This is a genomic window from Micromonospora sp. U21, from assembly GCF_018070045.1.
In the GTDB taxonomy this organism is placed as follows: Bacteria; Actinomycetota; Actinomycetes; order Mycobacteriales; family Micromonosporaceae; genus Micromonospora.
In genome coordinates, this window is sequence record NZ_JAGPYK010000016.1 from 1 (window position 1) to 15,323 (window position 15,323).

Below are 15,323 nucleotides of genomic sequence, written 5' to 3' on the forward strand. Positions count from 1 at the left end.
GCCCGGGGGGCCGGGCGGGCCCGCGCCGGGGTACGTCAGAGGGTCTGCGGCACGTCGATCTTGTCGATGTCGGGGGAGTACCAGGTGCCGCTGTCGAACGTGATGGTGTTGGCGCCGGCCTTGAGGGCCAACTGGACGCTGACGGTCTCGGCCGTGCCCCAGTCGCCGGTGGAGGGGAACTTCAGGCTGGTGCCGTTGCCGCTGTTGGAGGAGACGGTCACCGAGCGCGCGTCGCCGCTGACGTAGGCGACGGTGATGGTGTAGATCCCGTCCTTCCGCACCCGGACGTCGTTGAACCGCACCTTGCCGCCGAGGTAGAGGTTGCCGACCTTCCTGCCGCCGGAGCAGGCGTCGCACCCGCCGACGGAGGCGTTGCCGCTCAGGGTGTTGGCCGCGGACTCGGCCTCGTAACTCGCCGGAACCAGAGTGGTGCCGCCGGGCCGGACGGTGAACAGTCGGGAGCCGTGCGCCGGCAGCGTAGCGGTGATCTTGTTCTTCTGCGTCCCGAGGTTCCTGCTGTTCCACACGTCACGGACCGACGCGTTGCCGGTGAACCCGAAGGCCGCCCAGTGGGCGGTGACGGACGCCGGCGCGTCGCCGAGGTTGAACAGCGCGACGGTGTAGCTGCCGTCGGGGTTCTTCGAGCCCCAGACCTGCTGGTCGCCGGCCGGTGTGACCGGCCGGGCCGGCGCGGCGCCGTTCTGGTCGATGGCGATGACCTCGCGGTTGGTCAGCAGGGACAGCCCGTAGTCGTCGAGGCGGGTGAGGTCGTCGCCGCTGTACAGCGGCGACTTCGAGATCGCCCACAAGGTCGCGTACGTCTGTCGCTCGGCCCGCGTGAGGCCGTCCATCTCGCCGTTGCCCACGTTGAGCGAGTCGAGGTCGTTCCAGCCGCCGGGGCCGGCCTTACGGCTCCAGGCCGGCGCGTCGTCGAACCGGTCGTCGACCGAGTTCTCCCAGGTGACCAGGGTGTTGCAGTAGCACTCGACGTCGGTGTCGATCCGCCAGCCGTTCGAGTACCGCTTCCAGTCGGCGGCGTGGTTGATGTCCAGCGACCAGGACAGTTCGAGGTGGATCGGGCGGCCGGCGGTCGCGATGGCCTGCTGCCAGGCGGCCACGTCGGCGACGTTGTCGTAGTTGTCGCCGGACTTGAACGAGCCCGGGCCGACGCCGTCGAGCTTGAGGAAGTCGTAGCCCCAGTCGGCGAACATCTGCGCCTGGGAGTCGATGTACTTCTGTGCGCAGGGGTTGTCGAAGTTCAGCTTGTAGGCGCTGTCCCAGCCGTTGGTGGTGCGCAGGTCCGGGTAGACGATGTCGGCGGTGGTGCAGCCGTCGGCGTTCCAGATCGGTGCGACGCCGTTGGCGTACGCCTCCTTCTCCAGCCCGACCGGCAGGTAGATGCCGGCCTTCAGGCCCTTGGCGTGGATGTGGTCGGCGACGGGCTTCATGCCGCGGGGGAAGCGCGCCGGGTCGGCCGCCTGCCGGGCGTGCTGGTCGAACTTCGGCACCCAGCCGGTGTCGCGCCACCAGCCGGCGTCGATGTTGACGTACTCGTAGCCGTACGGCTTCAGCTTGGCGGCGAGAGCGTCCGCCTGCTTCAGCACGTTCGCCTCGGTGAGGTAGCTGTAGTCGCCGTCGGGGTTCAGGCCCGGGTACTTGGAGGACTGCATGCTCCAACTGGTCCACCCCATGAATGGACGCTCGGCGACGGCCGCCGCCGGCACCACGTCGTTCGACCTGGGCGACTCCGTCGGCGCGGCCTGGGCCGGGACGGCGCCCGCGCCGAGGAGCACGGCCACCGCCGCGGCGATGAGAGGGGAACCGGGTCGGCTTCGCCGGCCGACGCCTTTCTGCGGCTCGTTACGGGGTGTCGACGGTGACTGCAAGGTCAACCTCCTGGGGGCACGGTGGGTCGAGTCGAGCGCTATGGACGGCCGATGGCCGGGTTGACGCCGTGGGTCAGGGGAGAACGAGCGATTGGATGCTGACCGCGGCCGCGCCGCGGGCCCACTCCTCGAAGGGCAGCGGACGGATCGAGAGGGGGCACCGCGCGGCGGCGCCGAAGGCCTGCCGCTCGAAGCTCGTGCGGATGTGGCTGTCGAACAGGTCGTACGCGGCCAGGCCCTCGCCGGACACGACGATCCGGGTGGGGCCGACCAGGTTCGCGACGGCCGCGATGCCGCAGCCGATCGCGCTGCCGGCGCGGGTGAAGACGGCCCGGACCTGCTCGTGGCCGCCGCGCGCGAGCGCCACGGCCTCGTCGATGGTGAGGTCGGGGCGGCCGGTGCGGACGCGGGCCTGCGCCACGATGGCGTCCGTGCCGGCGATCGACTCGACGCAGCCGCGACCACCGCAGTGGCAGTCGGGGCCGGTGGCGTCGACGGCGAGGTGGCCGATCTCGCCGGCCACCCCGTACGAGCCGGACACCAGTCGGCCGTTGACGACCAGTCCGCACCCGATGCCGGTGCCCACGGTGACCAGGGCGAACGACTCGGCGCCCACCCCCTCGCCGAACCAGTGCTCGGCGGCGGTCAGCGCCTTGACGTCGTTCTCCACGGTGACCGCGAGACCGGTGCGCTGTGCCACGAGCCGGCCCAGCGGCACGTCGCGCCAGTGCAGGAACGGCGAGTAGCGGACCAGGCCGGTGGTGCGGTCGATGTCGCCGGAGAGGGAGAGCCCGAGCCGACGGATCCGGGCCCGGTCGCCGGGGAAGGCGCCGAGCAGGTCGTCGGTGAGCCGGCCGACCTCGATGAGGACGGCCTCGACGTCAGGGTCGGTCAGTGGCCGGCGGGCGGTGGACCGTACCTGCGCGCGCAGGTCACAGACCACGCCGATCAGCTCGTCAGCGGTGATCTTGACACCGATGAAGAACTCGCGGTCGGCCCGGACGGCCAGCGGGCTGGCCGGCCGGCCGGCGCCCGGTCCGGTGCGCTCGGTGGCGGCCAGTTCGTGCAGGTAGCCCAGGTCGATGAGGGGGCGGGCGGCCTTGGTGACGGCGGCGGAGGACAGCCCGAGTCGACGCGCGAGTGCGACCCGACTGACCGGCCCCTCGGTCAGCACGGCCGTGAACACCGCCGTCGCGGCCGGTGCCGCCGGCGGCCCGGCCAGCGTGTCGCTTCCACGAAACATGGACGGAATCTAGGGCGAATATTTAACTTCTTCAAGTATTGATTCTGCTCAGTGCTCCGCCCTAGAGTCGGCCTCAGCTACGGGAGCGCGGCAGGCAGTCCTTCTTGTACTTCAGGCCCGAGCCGCACCAGCAGGCGTCATTGCGCTCCGGTGGCCAGGGGATCCGCGCGTCGGGTCGAGCCGCGAGTTCGCCGGCGTAGCCGGCCCGGGTCTGCGGGTCGGACGGATCGCCGTTCCGTCGGTTGGCGTGGGCGTCCAGGCCGGCCACCGTCGCGCTGAGCACGCCCAGACCGGTCCCGCCAGCGTTCGCCAGCCGGACCAGCTCCTTCTCCAACCGGGCCCGGTGCGCGTCCCAGTCCGGCCCGTACGCCTCGGTCAGGGCGGGGTGTTCGGCCAGCAGGCGGTCGAACTCGGCCCGGGGCCAGAAGAGCAGGTCCGGCTGGCCGCCCTCCCGCTGCGCCGCCCGACGGACGAGCTGGGACTCCAGCCGGTCCGCGAGATCGTCGTGCCGGTCGTGCGGCAGGTTGAGATCCCGGCGTACCCGGTGCCGCTGTTGCAGCAGGAAGAAGAGGACACCGGGCGATTCCGGGGGGCCGACCTCGACCGCGGGCTCCACGGCGGTGATGGCCTGCGCCGGGGCTCCGGCGACGGTGGCGCGCTCGCCGAGCAGGGTGTCGACCGCCTCGCTCAGCCACCTCTCCGCGATCGCCGAACGGCCACCGGAGTCCAACGCCGCGCTCACGTAGGCGGCGGCGTCGGGCTGGACGAGCAGGAGCGGGCGAAGCGCGGTCAGCTCCGCCATCGCCTCGTCCTCCCGGCCGGCGGCCTGGAACAGGGTCCGGGCCCGCAACGCTCGGGCGAACCCGGCCCGGGGATCGTCCCCCGACGGGTACGCCGCCAGGGCGCGGTCCGCGTACCGGAGCGCGGCATCCGATCTCCCCCGGATCTCGGCGATCTCGGCGGCCAGGGTCAGCGCGTCCCCGGCGTCATCCGGATCTTCCAGCCGGTCCCGCTCCACCGCATCGGCGATCTCGGCGGCGACACCGAGCGGATTGGCCGTCCCGAGCGCCGAGCGGCGAAGTTCGGCGAGGTCAGCCTTGGTGAGTACGTCTTTCGTCGGCACGATCTCACGCTACGTCGGGGTGCTCCCGGTGTGCCGGCAGATCAGCTGTAACGCCGCTCTCACGCTTCTCGGTGTTGCGACCACGCGCATTCAGGCGAACCGGCCCGGATGCCGGGTGACATCTTTCCACCCGCCGTACCTCCGCCCTTCACATGATCTTCAGGAGACGGGCGGACGGACTGCCGAGGCTGTCGGGACGATCTCGTCTCGATCAAGGCAGGTGTGGCAGTGCCCGACCCATCCACCATCAGCCGTCGACGGTTCCTGACCATCGCGGGCGGTACCGGCGGCGTGATCGCGGTGAGCCAGCTGGTCGCCGAGCTTCCCGCGGCGTACGCCGACGACCTGGACCCGGCGCCGTTCACCCTCGGCGTCGCCTCCGGCGAGCCGGACCACACCGGCGTCGTGCTGTGGACACGCCTGGCCCGGGACCCGCTCGACGCGGCGGACGGCGGTATGCCGCCGGAGCCCGTACAGGTGCGGTGGGAAGTGGCCCGCGACCCGCAGTTCCGCCACGTCGTCCGGTCCGGTGAGGTGACGGCCACGCCGACGGCGGCACACACCGTGCACGTGCTCGTGGACGACCTGGCCCCCGACCGTTGGTACTGGTACCGCTTCTTCGCCGACGGGGTGACCAGCCGCACCGGGCGTACCCGGACCATGCCGCCGCTAGGCGCAAAGGCCGACCACATGCGGTTCGTGTTCGTCTCCTGCCAGTCCTGGGCGGGCGGCCCCTACCCCGCGTACCGGGACCTGGCCGAACAGGAGCTCGACTTCGTCGTGCACCTCGGCGACTACATCTACGAGACCACCGACGGCAGCCTGACCGAGTTCCGCCGGCTGCACGCGCTCTACAAGACCTCGCCCGACCTGCGCGCCGCGCACGCCCGGTTCCCGTTCGTCATGACCTGGGACGACCACGAGGTGCAGAACAACTACGCCGGTGCGGTGCCGTCCGGGGCGGGCGATGGCCGGCCCTTCCTGGAGCGCCGCGCCAACGGCTACCAGGCCTACTACGAGCATCTGCCGCTGCGGCCCGAGCAGCGCCCCAGCGGGCCGGACATGTTGATGTACCGGCGGGTCGACTTCGGCCGGCTGGCCCAGTTCAGCGTGCTCGACACCCGGCAGTACCGCAGCGACCAGGCGCTCGGCGACGGGCGCAAGGAACCGACCGGCGAGGTCTTCGACCCGACACGCACGATGACCGGCCCCGAGCAGGAGCGCTGGCTGCTCGACGGGCTGCGCCGGTCGAAGGCCCGCTGGAACGTCATCGCCCAGCAGACCATCATGGCCGCCTTCGACTACGACCTGGGGCCGGGGCGGATCGTCAACCTCGACCAGTGGGACGGGTACCCGCCGGCCCGCTCCCGCATCCTCGACTTCATCGCCACGCACCGGGTGTCGAATCCGGTGGTCCTCGGCGGAGACTGGCACACCCACTGGGTGAACGACCTGAAGACCGACTTCACCGACCCCGCCGCGAAGACGATCGCCACCGAGTTCGTCGGCACGTCGATCTCCTCCGGCGCCGGCTGGGACGCCGACGTGCGGGCCGGCCTCGCCGCCAACCCGCACGTCAGGTTCTACAACGGCAGCTACCGCGGCTACGTGATCTGCGACGTCACCGAGCGGCGCTGGCGTGCCGACCTGCGCATCGTGCTGGACGCGCGGGACGCCCTCTCCCCGGCGTACACGATCGCGGCGTTCGAGGTGCGCGACGGCGTACCCGGGGCGTACCGGATCGACGCCGGGGACGGCATCGTCGGTCGGGTCACCGACGCCACGACCGGCGCCGCCCTGCCGAACGTGCAGGTGACCGTGTTTCGGGCGGACGGCAGTCGACTGGTGGCGAGCACGACCGACCCGTCGGGTGAGGTCCTCGCCTTCGCACCGCCGGGCAGTTACACCGTCGCCGTGAACGGGGTCGGCTACGAGCCGGTGAGCCGTCAGGTGACGGTCGCCCAGGGCACGCCGACGAAGCTCGACTTGCGGCTGACCCGGGCGGCGACCACGGCCGGAGTCGGCCGCGTCATCCCCGGCCCGCAGGCCGAGGCGAAGGCATCCGATCTGGTGCTCGGCAACGACCTGGTGGCCCTGGCCGTCTCGGCCGGCACCGACGACCCGCAACTGTCGGGGGTCACCGTCGGCAAGCCCCTGGACCTGGCCGCGATCGGACGCCTCGACCAGCTCGACTGGATCAACCTGCCGTACGCCTCGGCGACGCAGCCCCGTGGCACCAGCGCATGGCAGCAACGGACCGTTCGCTCCAGCGCCGTCGAGGTGCTCTCCGCGACCGGCCCGCTGGCGTCCGTCCGCGCCACCGGCGTCAGCACGGCCGTCGCCGACCTCCAGGTCGTCACGACGTACACCATCCGGCCGAACGAACCGTGGGTGCTGGCGGAGAGCGTCTTCACCAACCTCGGCACGGTGCCGCGCACCTTTTGGACCGGCGACGCGCTCGACCACGACGGCGCCGGCCAGCGCAGCGGGATCCCGGGGCACGGCACCATCACCAGCAGCACCCCGGCGGACTACCCGCCCGCCGCGCCGTGGATCGGCATGACCGGCTCCGACCGGCAGACCTACGGCCTGCTCTACGAGGATGCCGGGTTCGTCGCGTACGCCGCATACAACTGGGTGATGAGCCAGCGCCAGGTGACCCTCGCCCCGGGCGGGACGTTCACGCTGCGGCGCCGGATCGTCGCCGTCGACAGCGGCCCCGGCGCCGACCCGTTCGCGGTGCTCGGCCAGCTCTGACGGCTGGCGTGGGCGGGCGGCGGCGAGCCGCCCGCCCGCGCTGGAACTGGAGAAGGCGCAGGTTGAGGTCGGCGGGGTCACGTGGCAGGGTCGTGCCTCCTGCGCGAACAGTTCGACGGCTTAACCGGGACAGCAGCCTGGGACACCAAGGCCCAGCGCGACGCGGCATTCTGGGAGCCGGTCCGGTTCGAACGAGTGGGAGGCTCAGGTCCATGGCCGACGATGACGTGGAGTGGTATCAGAAGCTGCTCGAAGCGAAGCCGGAACTGATCGACGAGGTGCAGTGCTGGACAGTCATCCAGCCGTTGACGAAACCAATCACGGTGGCCGAGGTGGTGTGCCGGCTCGGTGGGGACCCAGCGGAGATCGAGCACCGGACCGGATGGGACCCCGATGCCCCGACATCGGTGGTGCACCTCAACCAGGTCGGTCCGGCCGTGGTCATGGCGGAGGTGATGGACGCCGAGGGTATCCGCGAGGAGGTGCTGCGGTGGCTGTCCGACGGCGCCGTCGTGCACAGCTCGTGGTGGGGTTCCGGCAACGGACGCAGTTTCCTGTGCTACGCCGCCTTCGGCCGGTTGATGACCCAGTTGCAGCATCTCGATGACGACCGGCCGGGCGGCGAGCAGCCCGAGGCCCTCGACGAAGATCGCGCCGCGCTGCGCGGGCTCACCGACGATCCAGACCTGGACTATCCGGCGCAGCTGGCCCTGGTGGAGCGACGCACCGGGGTCCGGCTGGACGCCGCCTGGTTGGACCAGCCGCACCCGACAGTCGTGCTGCGCAAGCCGATCCCGGACGACCCACGCCCACCGGGCAGCTTCGCCGCAACAGACCCGGACCTGGCGGCCATGCTCCTCATGGCCGACGAGCCGACACGCCGCGCCGCACTGCGCTGGGTGCTCGACCTGCTCGCCGACGAGCAGGGCCTGCGTGGCGAGCCACTGGTCAACGCGGTGCTCGAGACGTTGACGCACGACTGGCCCGCCAGCAGCGACCTGGGGCAGGAGTCTCACGCCATGAATATCCGACTGAGCGAAGAAGTCAACAACAGCCCGGGAATGTCGCCTGAACGCTGGCGACGGTACTACCGCATGCGCGCCGGTCAAGCCTTCGCCGCGACGGTCATCGACCCCAACGACCGGTTGAAGCCACTGGACACGCTCTGGTACGCCCAACAGGCGCTTCAGGAGCGATGGCCCGCCATCCGCGCCGAACTGTGGCGGCGGGCACGGCACCAACGCAGCACGCTGTAGTGCCGCCGCTGCATCGCCCGGCGCAACGAGCACACCGTCGACGAGTGGCCACACCAGGTCAATGTGGTGCAGGTGCTATCGATGTCGCCGGTGGTGGGGACGGTACTCAGTGGAACGCGTTGCGATCGACGGCCTTGATGAACTCACTCCAGGCGTGCGGCCGGAAGGTGAGGACGGGGCCCTGCCGGTCCTTGGAGTCCCGGACAGCCACCACGCGGAGAAGGTTCGTGGCGACCTCGACCCAGTCGCCGCCGTTGTCGCCGCTGCGGGTGCTCTTGCACCAGGCGGCGCCGGTCAGGTCAGTCATGCCGAATCTCACCAGCGATACTTTTGATCATGTCTCTCGATTCCGCCTCGAGAAGGGCAAGCGCATCCAGTCCTCGCCAGACGCGTTCGTAGGCGGCCAACTCGTCGGGCTTGTCGAGGATCACGAAGGAGCTCGCAACCGCCCCGGGCACCGCCTCAGACAGCACGGGCTCCAGCCGGGGGCGGCCGGCAACCGCCGAAAGAGCGACGCCTGCCGTTGAAGTCGGACCTGTACCGCCCGGTCGCGTTCTTCCTCGCTCAGCATCCCGCCAAGGCGGTAGAGCGCGTGAGCGTACTCCTTGGTTTGAACAAGCTGCTCCGGTGCGGGCCGCGCGTCATCCTGACCAGCGGTCGCCTTGTGCCCGAATCCGGACCACGTGGCGATCAGGTCGAGGAAGATTGTCCCCGTGACGAGCGACGACCCGCGCCGGGGATGGTCCGCCCGGACCGCCTGGGTCGGCCGGTTCAACTCCCCGCTGCGCTCGTTCCTGCACACCGAGACCGGCGGCGCACGGGTGGTGCTGGTCGCCACGGTGCTGGCGCTCTTGTGGGCCAACCTCGACGTGTCGTCGTACGAGTCGCTCTGGAGCACCTCCTTCTCCGTCCAGCTCGGCGACTGGCGCCTGTCACACGACCTGCGTACCTGGGTCAACAGCGGACTCATGACGTTCTTCTTCCTGGTGGCCGGGATGGAGTTGCGCCGCGAGTTCGACATCGGCGAGCTGCGGGAGCGACGTCGGCTGGCGGTGCCGGTGCTGGCCGGGCTCGGCGGCATGCTCGTGCCGATCGTGATCTACCTCGCGTTCAACGCCGGGCGCACCACGGCCGCTGGCTGGGGTGCGGTGATGGCCACGGACACGGCGCTCGCGCTCGGCGCGTTCGCCGTCTTCGGGCCGCGCTTCTCGGATCGGTTGCGGGGTTTCCTGCTGACGGTCTCCGTCATCGACGACCTGGTCGCGATCGCGGTGCTGGCGATCGCCTATCCGGAACATCCTTCGCCGCCGGCGCTGATCGTCGCGGCGGCGATCTTCGGCGTCGTCCTGCTCGTCCGGGCCTGGGGCGTGCGGTTCGGGTTGGTCTACGCGCTGCTGGGGGTGGCGGCCTGGGTAGCGGTCTCGGAATCGGGTGTCGACCCGGTCGTGGTGGGTCTGGTCATGGGGTTGCTGATCTACGCCCACGCCCCCGGGCGCAGCGAACTACAGCGGGCGAGCGACCAGTTCCGCCTCTTCAGGGAACAGCCCACCCCGCAGCTCGCCCGTGTGGCCCGGGCCGGGCTCGCCTCGGCGCTGTCGCCGAACGAACGGCTGCAGATTCTCTACCATCCGTGGGCGAGCTACGTGATCGTGCCGCTCTTCGCGCTGGCGAACGTCGGGATCGTGATCGACGGCGAGCTCCTGGCCAGGGCCGTGACCTCGCCTGTCACGCTCGGCGTCGTGGCGGCGTACGTCGTCGGCAAGCCGGCCGGGATCGCGGCCACCTCGTGGCTGGTGGCGCGACTGAGCCGCGACCGGTTCCGGCCACCGGTCGGCTGGCTCGCCGTCGCCGGGGTCGGCACGGTCTCCGGCATCGGGTTCACCGTCGCCCTCCTGATCGCCACCCACGCGCTGAGCGGCACGGCCCTGGAGGAGGCGAAGCTCGGCATCCTCGTCTCGACGATTGGTGCGTCCGTCGTCACCTGGCTGGTGTTCCGCTCTGCTGCCCGGCTCGCGCCGGCGCGGCGTGCGCGCGCGATGCTGGGCGTCGCCGAGGGCATCGTCGACCTGATGCTGCCGGTCGACCCGGAGCGCGACCACGTGCGCGGGCCGCGCGAGGCGCCGGTGACGGTCGTGGAGTACGGCGACTTCGAGTGCCCCTACTGCGGGCAGGCCGAGCCGGTGGTCCGGGAGCTGCTGGCCGACTTCGCCAACGTCCGGTACGTCTGGAGGCACCTGCCGCTCACCGACGTCCACCCGCATGCCCAACTCGCCGCCGAGGCCGCGGAGGCGGCGGGCGAGCAGAGCGCGTTCTGGGAGATGCACGACCTGCTGCTCACGCACCAGGACGCCCTCAGTCCCGCCGACGTGCTCGGCTACGCCGAACAGATCGGCCTAGACCTCGACCTGTTCCGGGAGCACATGGTCAAGTTCAAGGGCGCGAACCGGATCGCCGAGGACATCGACTCCGCGGACCTCAGCGATGTCACCGGAACCCCGACCTTCTTCATCAACGGCCGGCGCCACCACGGCGCGTACGACATCGCCGCGCTCTCGGCTGCTGTGAAGTCGGCGTTCGACAGCGCGAAGCTTCGCCCCGAGTACCGTCGCGATCCCGGGCGCCGCGGCGGGGACGGACCAGCGAGCTGAACGCGCGGGCGCGTTGCCGTCAACCGGCCACGTGGTCGACGAGGGCCGCGGTAACCTCCCGGGTGTCGGCGGTCCCGCCGAGATCGCGGGTACGGGTCGACTCCTCTCGCAGCGTCGCCTCCATGGCGGTCAACACGTCCCGCGCCGCCGCCGGGTGCCCGAGGTGGTCGAGCATCATCGCCGCCGACCACACCGCCCCGACCGGGTTGGCCACCCCCTTTCCGGCGATGTCCGGCGCCGACCCGTGTACCGGTTCGAACATGGACGGGTAGGTGCGGGTCGGGTCGAGGTTGCCGGAGGGAGCGATGCCGATCGAGCCGGCCACCGCCGCGGCGAGGTCGCTGAGGATGTCGCCGAACAGGTTGGACGCCACCACCACGTCGAAGCTGCCCGGTTGGAGGACGAATTTCGCGGCCAGGGCGTCGATGTGCTCGCTGCGCCACCGCACGTCGGGGAAGGCCGCCGCCCGTTCGGTCACCACCTCGTCCCAGAACGGCATGGTGTGCACGATGCCGTTCGACTTGGTCGCGGAGGTGACGTGGCGGCGGCGGGTACGCGCGAGTTCGAAGGCGTAGTCGGCGATCCGGCTGACCCCGGCCCGGGTGAACACCGACTCCTGCACGGCCATCTCCTCGGGGTGGCCGCGGCCGAGCCGGCCGCCGATCTCGCTGTACTCGCCCTCGACGTTCTCCCGTACGACGACGAAGTCGACCTCGCCGGCCCGGGCGTCCCGCACCGGGCTGTCGACGCCCTCGAACACCCGCACCGGACGCAGGTTGACGTACTGCCGGAACGCACGCCGGATCGGGATCAGCAGGCCCCACAGCGAGACGTGGTCGGGCACGCCGGGCGCGCCGACCGCGCCGAGCAGGATCGCGTCGTACGGCCGCAGCACGTCCAGCCCGTCGGCCGGCATCATCGAGCCCGCGCGCAGGTAGCGCTCGCACGACCAGTCGTACTCGTCGTAGCTCAGCTCGATACCGTGCCGCCGGCAGACGGTGTCGAGCACGGTACGCGCGGCCGCGGTGACCTCGGTGCCGATGCCGTCGCCGGGGATCACGGCGATCCGCTGGCTCATCGGCCGACCCCGGTGACGGCGAGCATCAGCGGCAGGAGAAGCAGGATGACGATCGCCCCGATGACGTCGAACGAGGCGCCGGAGCGGATCATCCGGGTGATCGGTACCGTGCCGGAGCCGTAGACCACCGCGTTCTGCGGCGTCGACACGGGCAGCATGAAGCCGAAGGACGCCGCGAAGGTGGCCGCGAGCGCGGGCACGAACGGATCCACGCCGGCGGCCACGGCGACCGGGATGATGATCGGCACGACGACCGCGGCGGAGGCGGTGTTGCTGGTCGTCTCGGAGATGATGATCGCGAGCAGCACGGCGAAGGCGGTGATCGCGAAGACGTTGCTCAGGCCGAGCCAGTCGGAGCTGGCGTTGCCGATGGTCTTGGCCAGGCCGGTGTCGTCGAGCAGCGCCCCGAAGATGATGCCGGTGCCGAAGAGCAGGATGGTGCCCCAGTCGATGCGGGCGGCGTCGCTCCAGTTGAGCGTGTACTCGCGGTTGCGCCAGTTGGTGGGCAGCAGGAAGAGCAGGGACGCACCGAGCACGGCGACGATGCCCTCGTTGAGCCGGCCGCTGACCGTCTCGTAGACGCTGGACTCGGTGCCCGCGACCAGGGCGACGATGCCCGGCAAGATCCACAGTGTCACCGTCACCGCAAAGGCGATCAGGGTGTTCTTCTCGGCCCGGGACAGCTTGCCCAGCCGGGCCCGCTCGGCGGCGACGTACTCTTCCACGCCCTCGATCCGGCGGATCTCCGGCTTGTTGAGCAGCAGCAGGATGGTCGCCAGGGCCAGGAACATGATCAGGCAGATCGGGAACGCCGTGGCCATCCAGCCGGCGAACGAGATCCGCTCCCCGGTCGCCTCCTCGATGAGGGCGCGGCCGATCAGGTTGGGTGGCGAGCCCACGGGCGTGAGCAGGCCGCCGACGCTGGCCCCGTACGCGAGCATCAACATCAGCGCGAACCCGACCCGCAACCGGGTCGGGTCCCAGCCCGGCTTGGTCAGGCCGCGGCTCTGCAGCAGCTTGGCGATGACGGCGAGGATGCCCAGCGCGGTGGGCAGCAGCATCGCCACCGTCGCGGTGTTGGAGACGAACGCCGACAGCAGGCACGTGATCACGCCGAAGGCGATGATCACCCGACCGGTCGTCTTGCCCACGCCGGGCAGCGACAGGATGCGGTACGCGAACCGTTGCGCCAGCCCGTGCTTGAGCATGGCCTGGGCGAGGATGAAGGCGCCGACGAAGGTGAACACGGTCGACGAGCCGAACGGCTGCAGCACGTCGCCGGCCGGTGCGACCCCCATCAGCACGATCACGCCGACGCCGATCAGCCCGCCGACCGGGATCGGCACCGCCTCGGTGATCCACAGCGCGATCACGCCGATCAGGATCCCGGCGAGGGTCTGCTGGCTGGGCGGCATGTCGAGCGGTAGGGCGAGAAAGATCAGCGCCAGTGCGGGCGCGAGGACCAGGCCGACCGTGCGGCGCCGCTTCTCGAACCGCTCCTCACCCTCGGAGAGCCGCTGTTCGGCGACGCCGCGATAGGTGGCACCACCGAGCAGCGCCTCGTCGACGTCGACCCGGGCCGCGTCGTCCGCCCGGTCGTCTCGTCGTTGCTCAGGCACGATCGCCCGTGATTCACGTCCATCTGCGTCGATGTCTGCCATCCGTCGATGGTCCGACTGTGAGCCGGGTCACGCAAGGGGCTGATCGCCAGATCCGAAACGGCCGCGACGAGCCCCGGCGAGGTCGTCAACGAGCCTGATATCTCAGGGTCATATTCATGACTCTGAGGTGTACCGCTCACAACACCGACCGCGCCTCGCCGTGTCCACCGCAGGATGCGGACGAACCGACGACCACCAGCGGGTGCCGCGGCACCGGGCTACGGCCCTCGTAACCGCCCGGCGGTGAGCCCTGCGCCACCTGATGAGGGCGTTTAGGGCCGTTGCCGCACCTCAGTCGATGGCCACGGCGCATGCTGCACGGGGGCCAGGTGCCGCCGACGGGAGGGTGCGGGCGGAGAAGGCCCGCAGCGGGGTCCGAGCCCGGAGGGACCGATCATGTCCAACGCCGGTGGCGCGATGGCACGGTCCAGTTCCACCTCAGGCGCCGTGCGGGTCGCGTTCGCCTTCTGGATCACGCTGGTGGGCACGACCGTGCCGACCCCGCTCTACCCGCTGTACGAGATGGAGTTCGGCTTTTCGTCGAGGACCGTGACAGTGGTCTACGCGGTGTACGCGCTCGGCGTGGTGGTCGGTCTGCTGGTTTTCGGCCGGCTCGCGGACCAGATCGGCCGCCGCCCGGTCATTCTCACCGCACTGGTCCTGTCCGTCGCCGCCGACGCCGTGTTTCTGGCCGCCATGGACCTGGCGATGATCGTCGTGGGCCGACTGCTCGCCGGTCTCTCCGCCGCGCTGGTCATCGGAGCGGCGACCGCGGCGCTGACGGAACTGATCAGCCCGCGGCATCCGAGGCGGGCCGCCACCGTGGCGATCTTCGCCAACCTGGGTGGTCTCGCGGCCGGCACCCTGCTGGCCGGGATCGTGTCGGACGTGGCGCCCGAACCGCTGCGGCTGCCCTGGGCGATCGTGCTGGTCCTGGCGGTGATCGCGATCATCGCGATGGTCGGAGTGCCGGAGACGGTGGCGCAGCGTTCCCCGATGACCCTGCGTCTTCAGCGGCTGTACATACCGCCGAACATCCGTGGTGACTTCCTCCGCGCCGCGATCACCGCCGGCGCGGGCTTCGCCGCGCTCGGCGTACTCACGGCGGTGAGTGGGTTGTTCCTCGGCAAGGTCCTGCACGAGTCCTCGCACACCCTGGCCGCGCTGGTGGTCTTCCTGGCATTCGCCGGCGCCGCGTTCGGGCAGCTGCTGACCCGCGTACTGTCCTCGCGCGCCGCGCTGGCCTCGGCCTGCGCCGGCCTGATCGTGGCGGCTGGCCTGCTCGCGTTCAGCATGTGGATGGCGGTGCTGGCGACGTTGATCGTCAGCGCGACGATCAACGGGGTTGCGTCCGGAGTGGCGGCCGGGGAGGGCATCGCGACGATCACGATGAACGCCCCTCCGCAGCACCAGGCCGAGGCGGTGTCGACGTTCTTCGCCATCCTGTTCACCATGCTCGGCCTGCCGGCGGTCGGGGTCGGCCTGCTGATCCAGGTCGTCGGCCTGCGCCCCGCCGGCGAGGTCTTGAGCGCGGTGGTGGCGGTGCTCGCGCTGGTCGTCCTGCTCAGCCTGCTCCGGGCCCACCCGACCCGAACGCGGGCCGCCGGCTGACGCAGTCTGGTTTGTCCACGATGCCCCGACGGGGCGCGGTGCCCGAGAGGCATCCACGAG

Annotated in this window: 12 protein-coding genes; 4 read left to right on the plus strand and 8 right to left on the minus strand. The window is 70.8% G+C overall.

Annotated elements, in window-relative coordinates; translation table 11 throughout:
* Nucleotides 1–35 precede the first annotated feature (35 nt).
* The 3 genes from KBX63_RS20695 to KBX63_RS20705 all read right to left on the minus strand — a co-directional run bounded on the left by KBX63_RS20695 (nucleotide 36) and on the right by KBX63_RS20705 (nucleotide 4,252).
* Nucleotides 36–1,799, minus strand: a complete 1,764-nt coding sequence (locus tag KBX63_RS20695) for a carbohydrate-binding protein (RefSeq protein ID WP_210913106.1) — start codon at nucleotides 1,797–1,799, stop codon at nucleotides 36–38.
* 160 nt (nucleotides 1,800–1,959) lie between these two features.
* Entirely contained in the window at nucleotides 1,960–3,129 is a 1,170-nt protein-coding gene (locus KBX63_RS20700; RefSeq protein ID WP_210913108.1) for an ROK family protein, read from the minus strand.
* A gap of 73 nt (nucleotides 3,130–3,202) precedes the next feature.
* Nucleotides 3,203–4,252, minus strand: a complete 1,050-nt coding sequence (locus KBX63_RS20705; protein ID WP_210913110.1) for an SEC-C domain-containing protein — start codon at nucleotides 4,250–4,252, stop codon at nucleotides 3,203–3,205.
* A 228-nt stretch (nucleotides 4,253–4,480) separates the two neighbouring features.
* On the opposite strand from KBX63_RS20705, the gene KBX63_RS20710 reads away from it, so the two are divergent.
* Together KBX63_RS20710 and KBX63_RS20715 are read left to right on the plus strand one after the other, a co-directional pair.
* Nucleotides 4,481–7,009: an alkaline phosphatase D family protein gene (locus KBX63_RS20710; RefSeq protein ID WP_210913112.1), complete on the plus strand. Its 2,529-nt coding sequence runs from the start codon at nucleotides 4,481–4,483 to the stop codon at nucleotides 7,007–7,009.
* A gap of 212 nt (nucleotides 7,010–7,221) precedes the next feature.
* On the plus strand, nucleotides 7,222–8,265 hold the full coding sequence (locus KBX63_RS20715) for a DUF6461 domain-containing protein (RefSeq protein ID WP_210913114.1): 1,044 nt from the start codon (nucleotides 7,222–7,224) through the stop codon (nucleotides 8,263–8,265).
* A 106-nt stretch (nucleotides 8,266–8,371) separates the two neighbouring features.
* Here the strand turns inward: KBX63_RS20715 and KBX63_RS20720 are convergent, their stop codons facing one another.
* From KBX63_RS20720 to KBX63_RS36775, 3 genes are read right to left on the minus strand one after another with little or no spacing between them, the layout of a single operon-like run.
* Complete coding sequence (locus tag KBX63_RS20720) at nucleotides 8,372–8,572, minus strand: DUF397 domain-containing protein (protein ID WP_210913117.1); 201 nt, start codon at nucleotides 8,570–8,572, stop codon at nucleotides 8,372–8,374.
* The gene (locus KBX63_RS20725; protein WP_210913119.1) at nucleotides 8,565–8,738 is read right to left on the minus strand and encodes a Scr1 family TA system antitoxin-like transcriptional regulator; all 174 of its coding nucleotides are present in this window, start codon (nucleotides 8,736–8,738) and stop codon (nucleotides 8,565–8,567) included. Before KBX63_RS20725 ends, KBX63_RS20720 begins: the two co-directional genes overlap by 8 nt.
* Nucleotides 8,693–8,836, minus strand: a complete 144-nt coding sequence (locus KBX63_RS36775; RefSeq protein ID WP_374102252.1) for a hypothetical protein — start codon at nucleotides 8,834–8,836, stop codon at nucleotides 8,693–8,695. Before KBX63_RS36775 ends, KBX63_RS20725 begins: the two co-directional genes overlap by 46 nt.
* A 142-nt stretch (nucleotides 8,837–8,978) precedes the next feature.
* Between KBX63_RS36775 and nhaA the strand changes: the two genes are divergently transcribed.
* Nucleotides 8,979–10,913, plus strand: a complete 1,935-nt coding sequence (gene nhaA, locus KBX63_RS20730) for a Na+/H+ antiporter NhaA (RefSeq protein ID WP_210913121.1) — start codon at nucleotides 8,979–8,981, stop codon at nucleotides 10,911–10,913.
* Nucleotides 10,914–10,932: 19 nt separating this feature from the next.
* On the opposite strand, the gene KBX63_RS20735 is transcribed toward nhaA, so the two are convergent.
* The gene (locus tag KBX63_RS20735; RefSeq protein WP_210913123.1) at nucleotides 10,933–11,991 is read right to left on the minus strand and encodes a tartrate dehydrogenase; all 1,059 of its coding nucleotides are present in this window, start codon (nucleotides 11,989–11,991) and stop codon (nucleotides 10,933–10,935) included.
* Nucleotides 11,988–13,652 carry a DASS family sodium-coupled anion symporter gene (locus KBX63_RS20740; protein WP_210913125.1) on the minus strand — a complete coding sequence of 555 codons (1,665 nt, stop codon included), beginning with the start codon at nucleotides 13,650–13,652 and terminating at the stop codon, nucleotides 11,988–11,990. Before KBX63_RS20740 ends, KBX63_RS20735 begins: the two co-directional genes overlap by 4 nt.
* Nucleotides 13,653–14,048: 396 nt before the next feature.
* Between KBX63_RS20740 and KBX63_RS20745 the strand changes: the two genes are divergently transcribed.
* On the plus strand, nucleotides 14,049–15,263 hold the full coding sequence (locus tag KBX63_RS20745) for an MFS transporter (protein WP_210913127.1): 1,215 nt from the start codon (nucleotides 14,049–14,051) through the stop codon (nucleotides 15,261–15,263).
* Nucleotides 15,264–15,323: the final 60 nt, after the last annotated feature.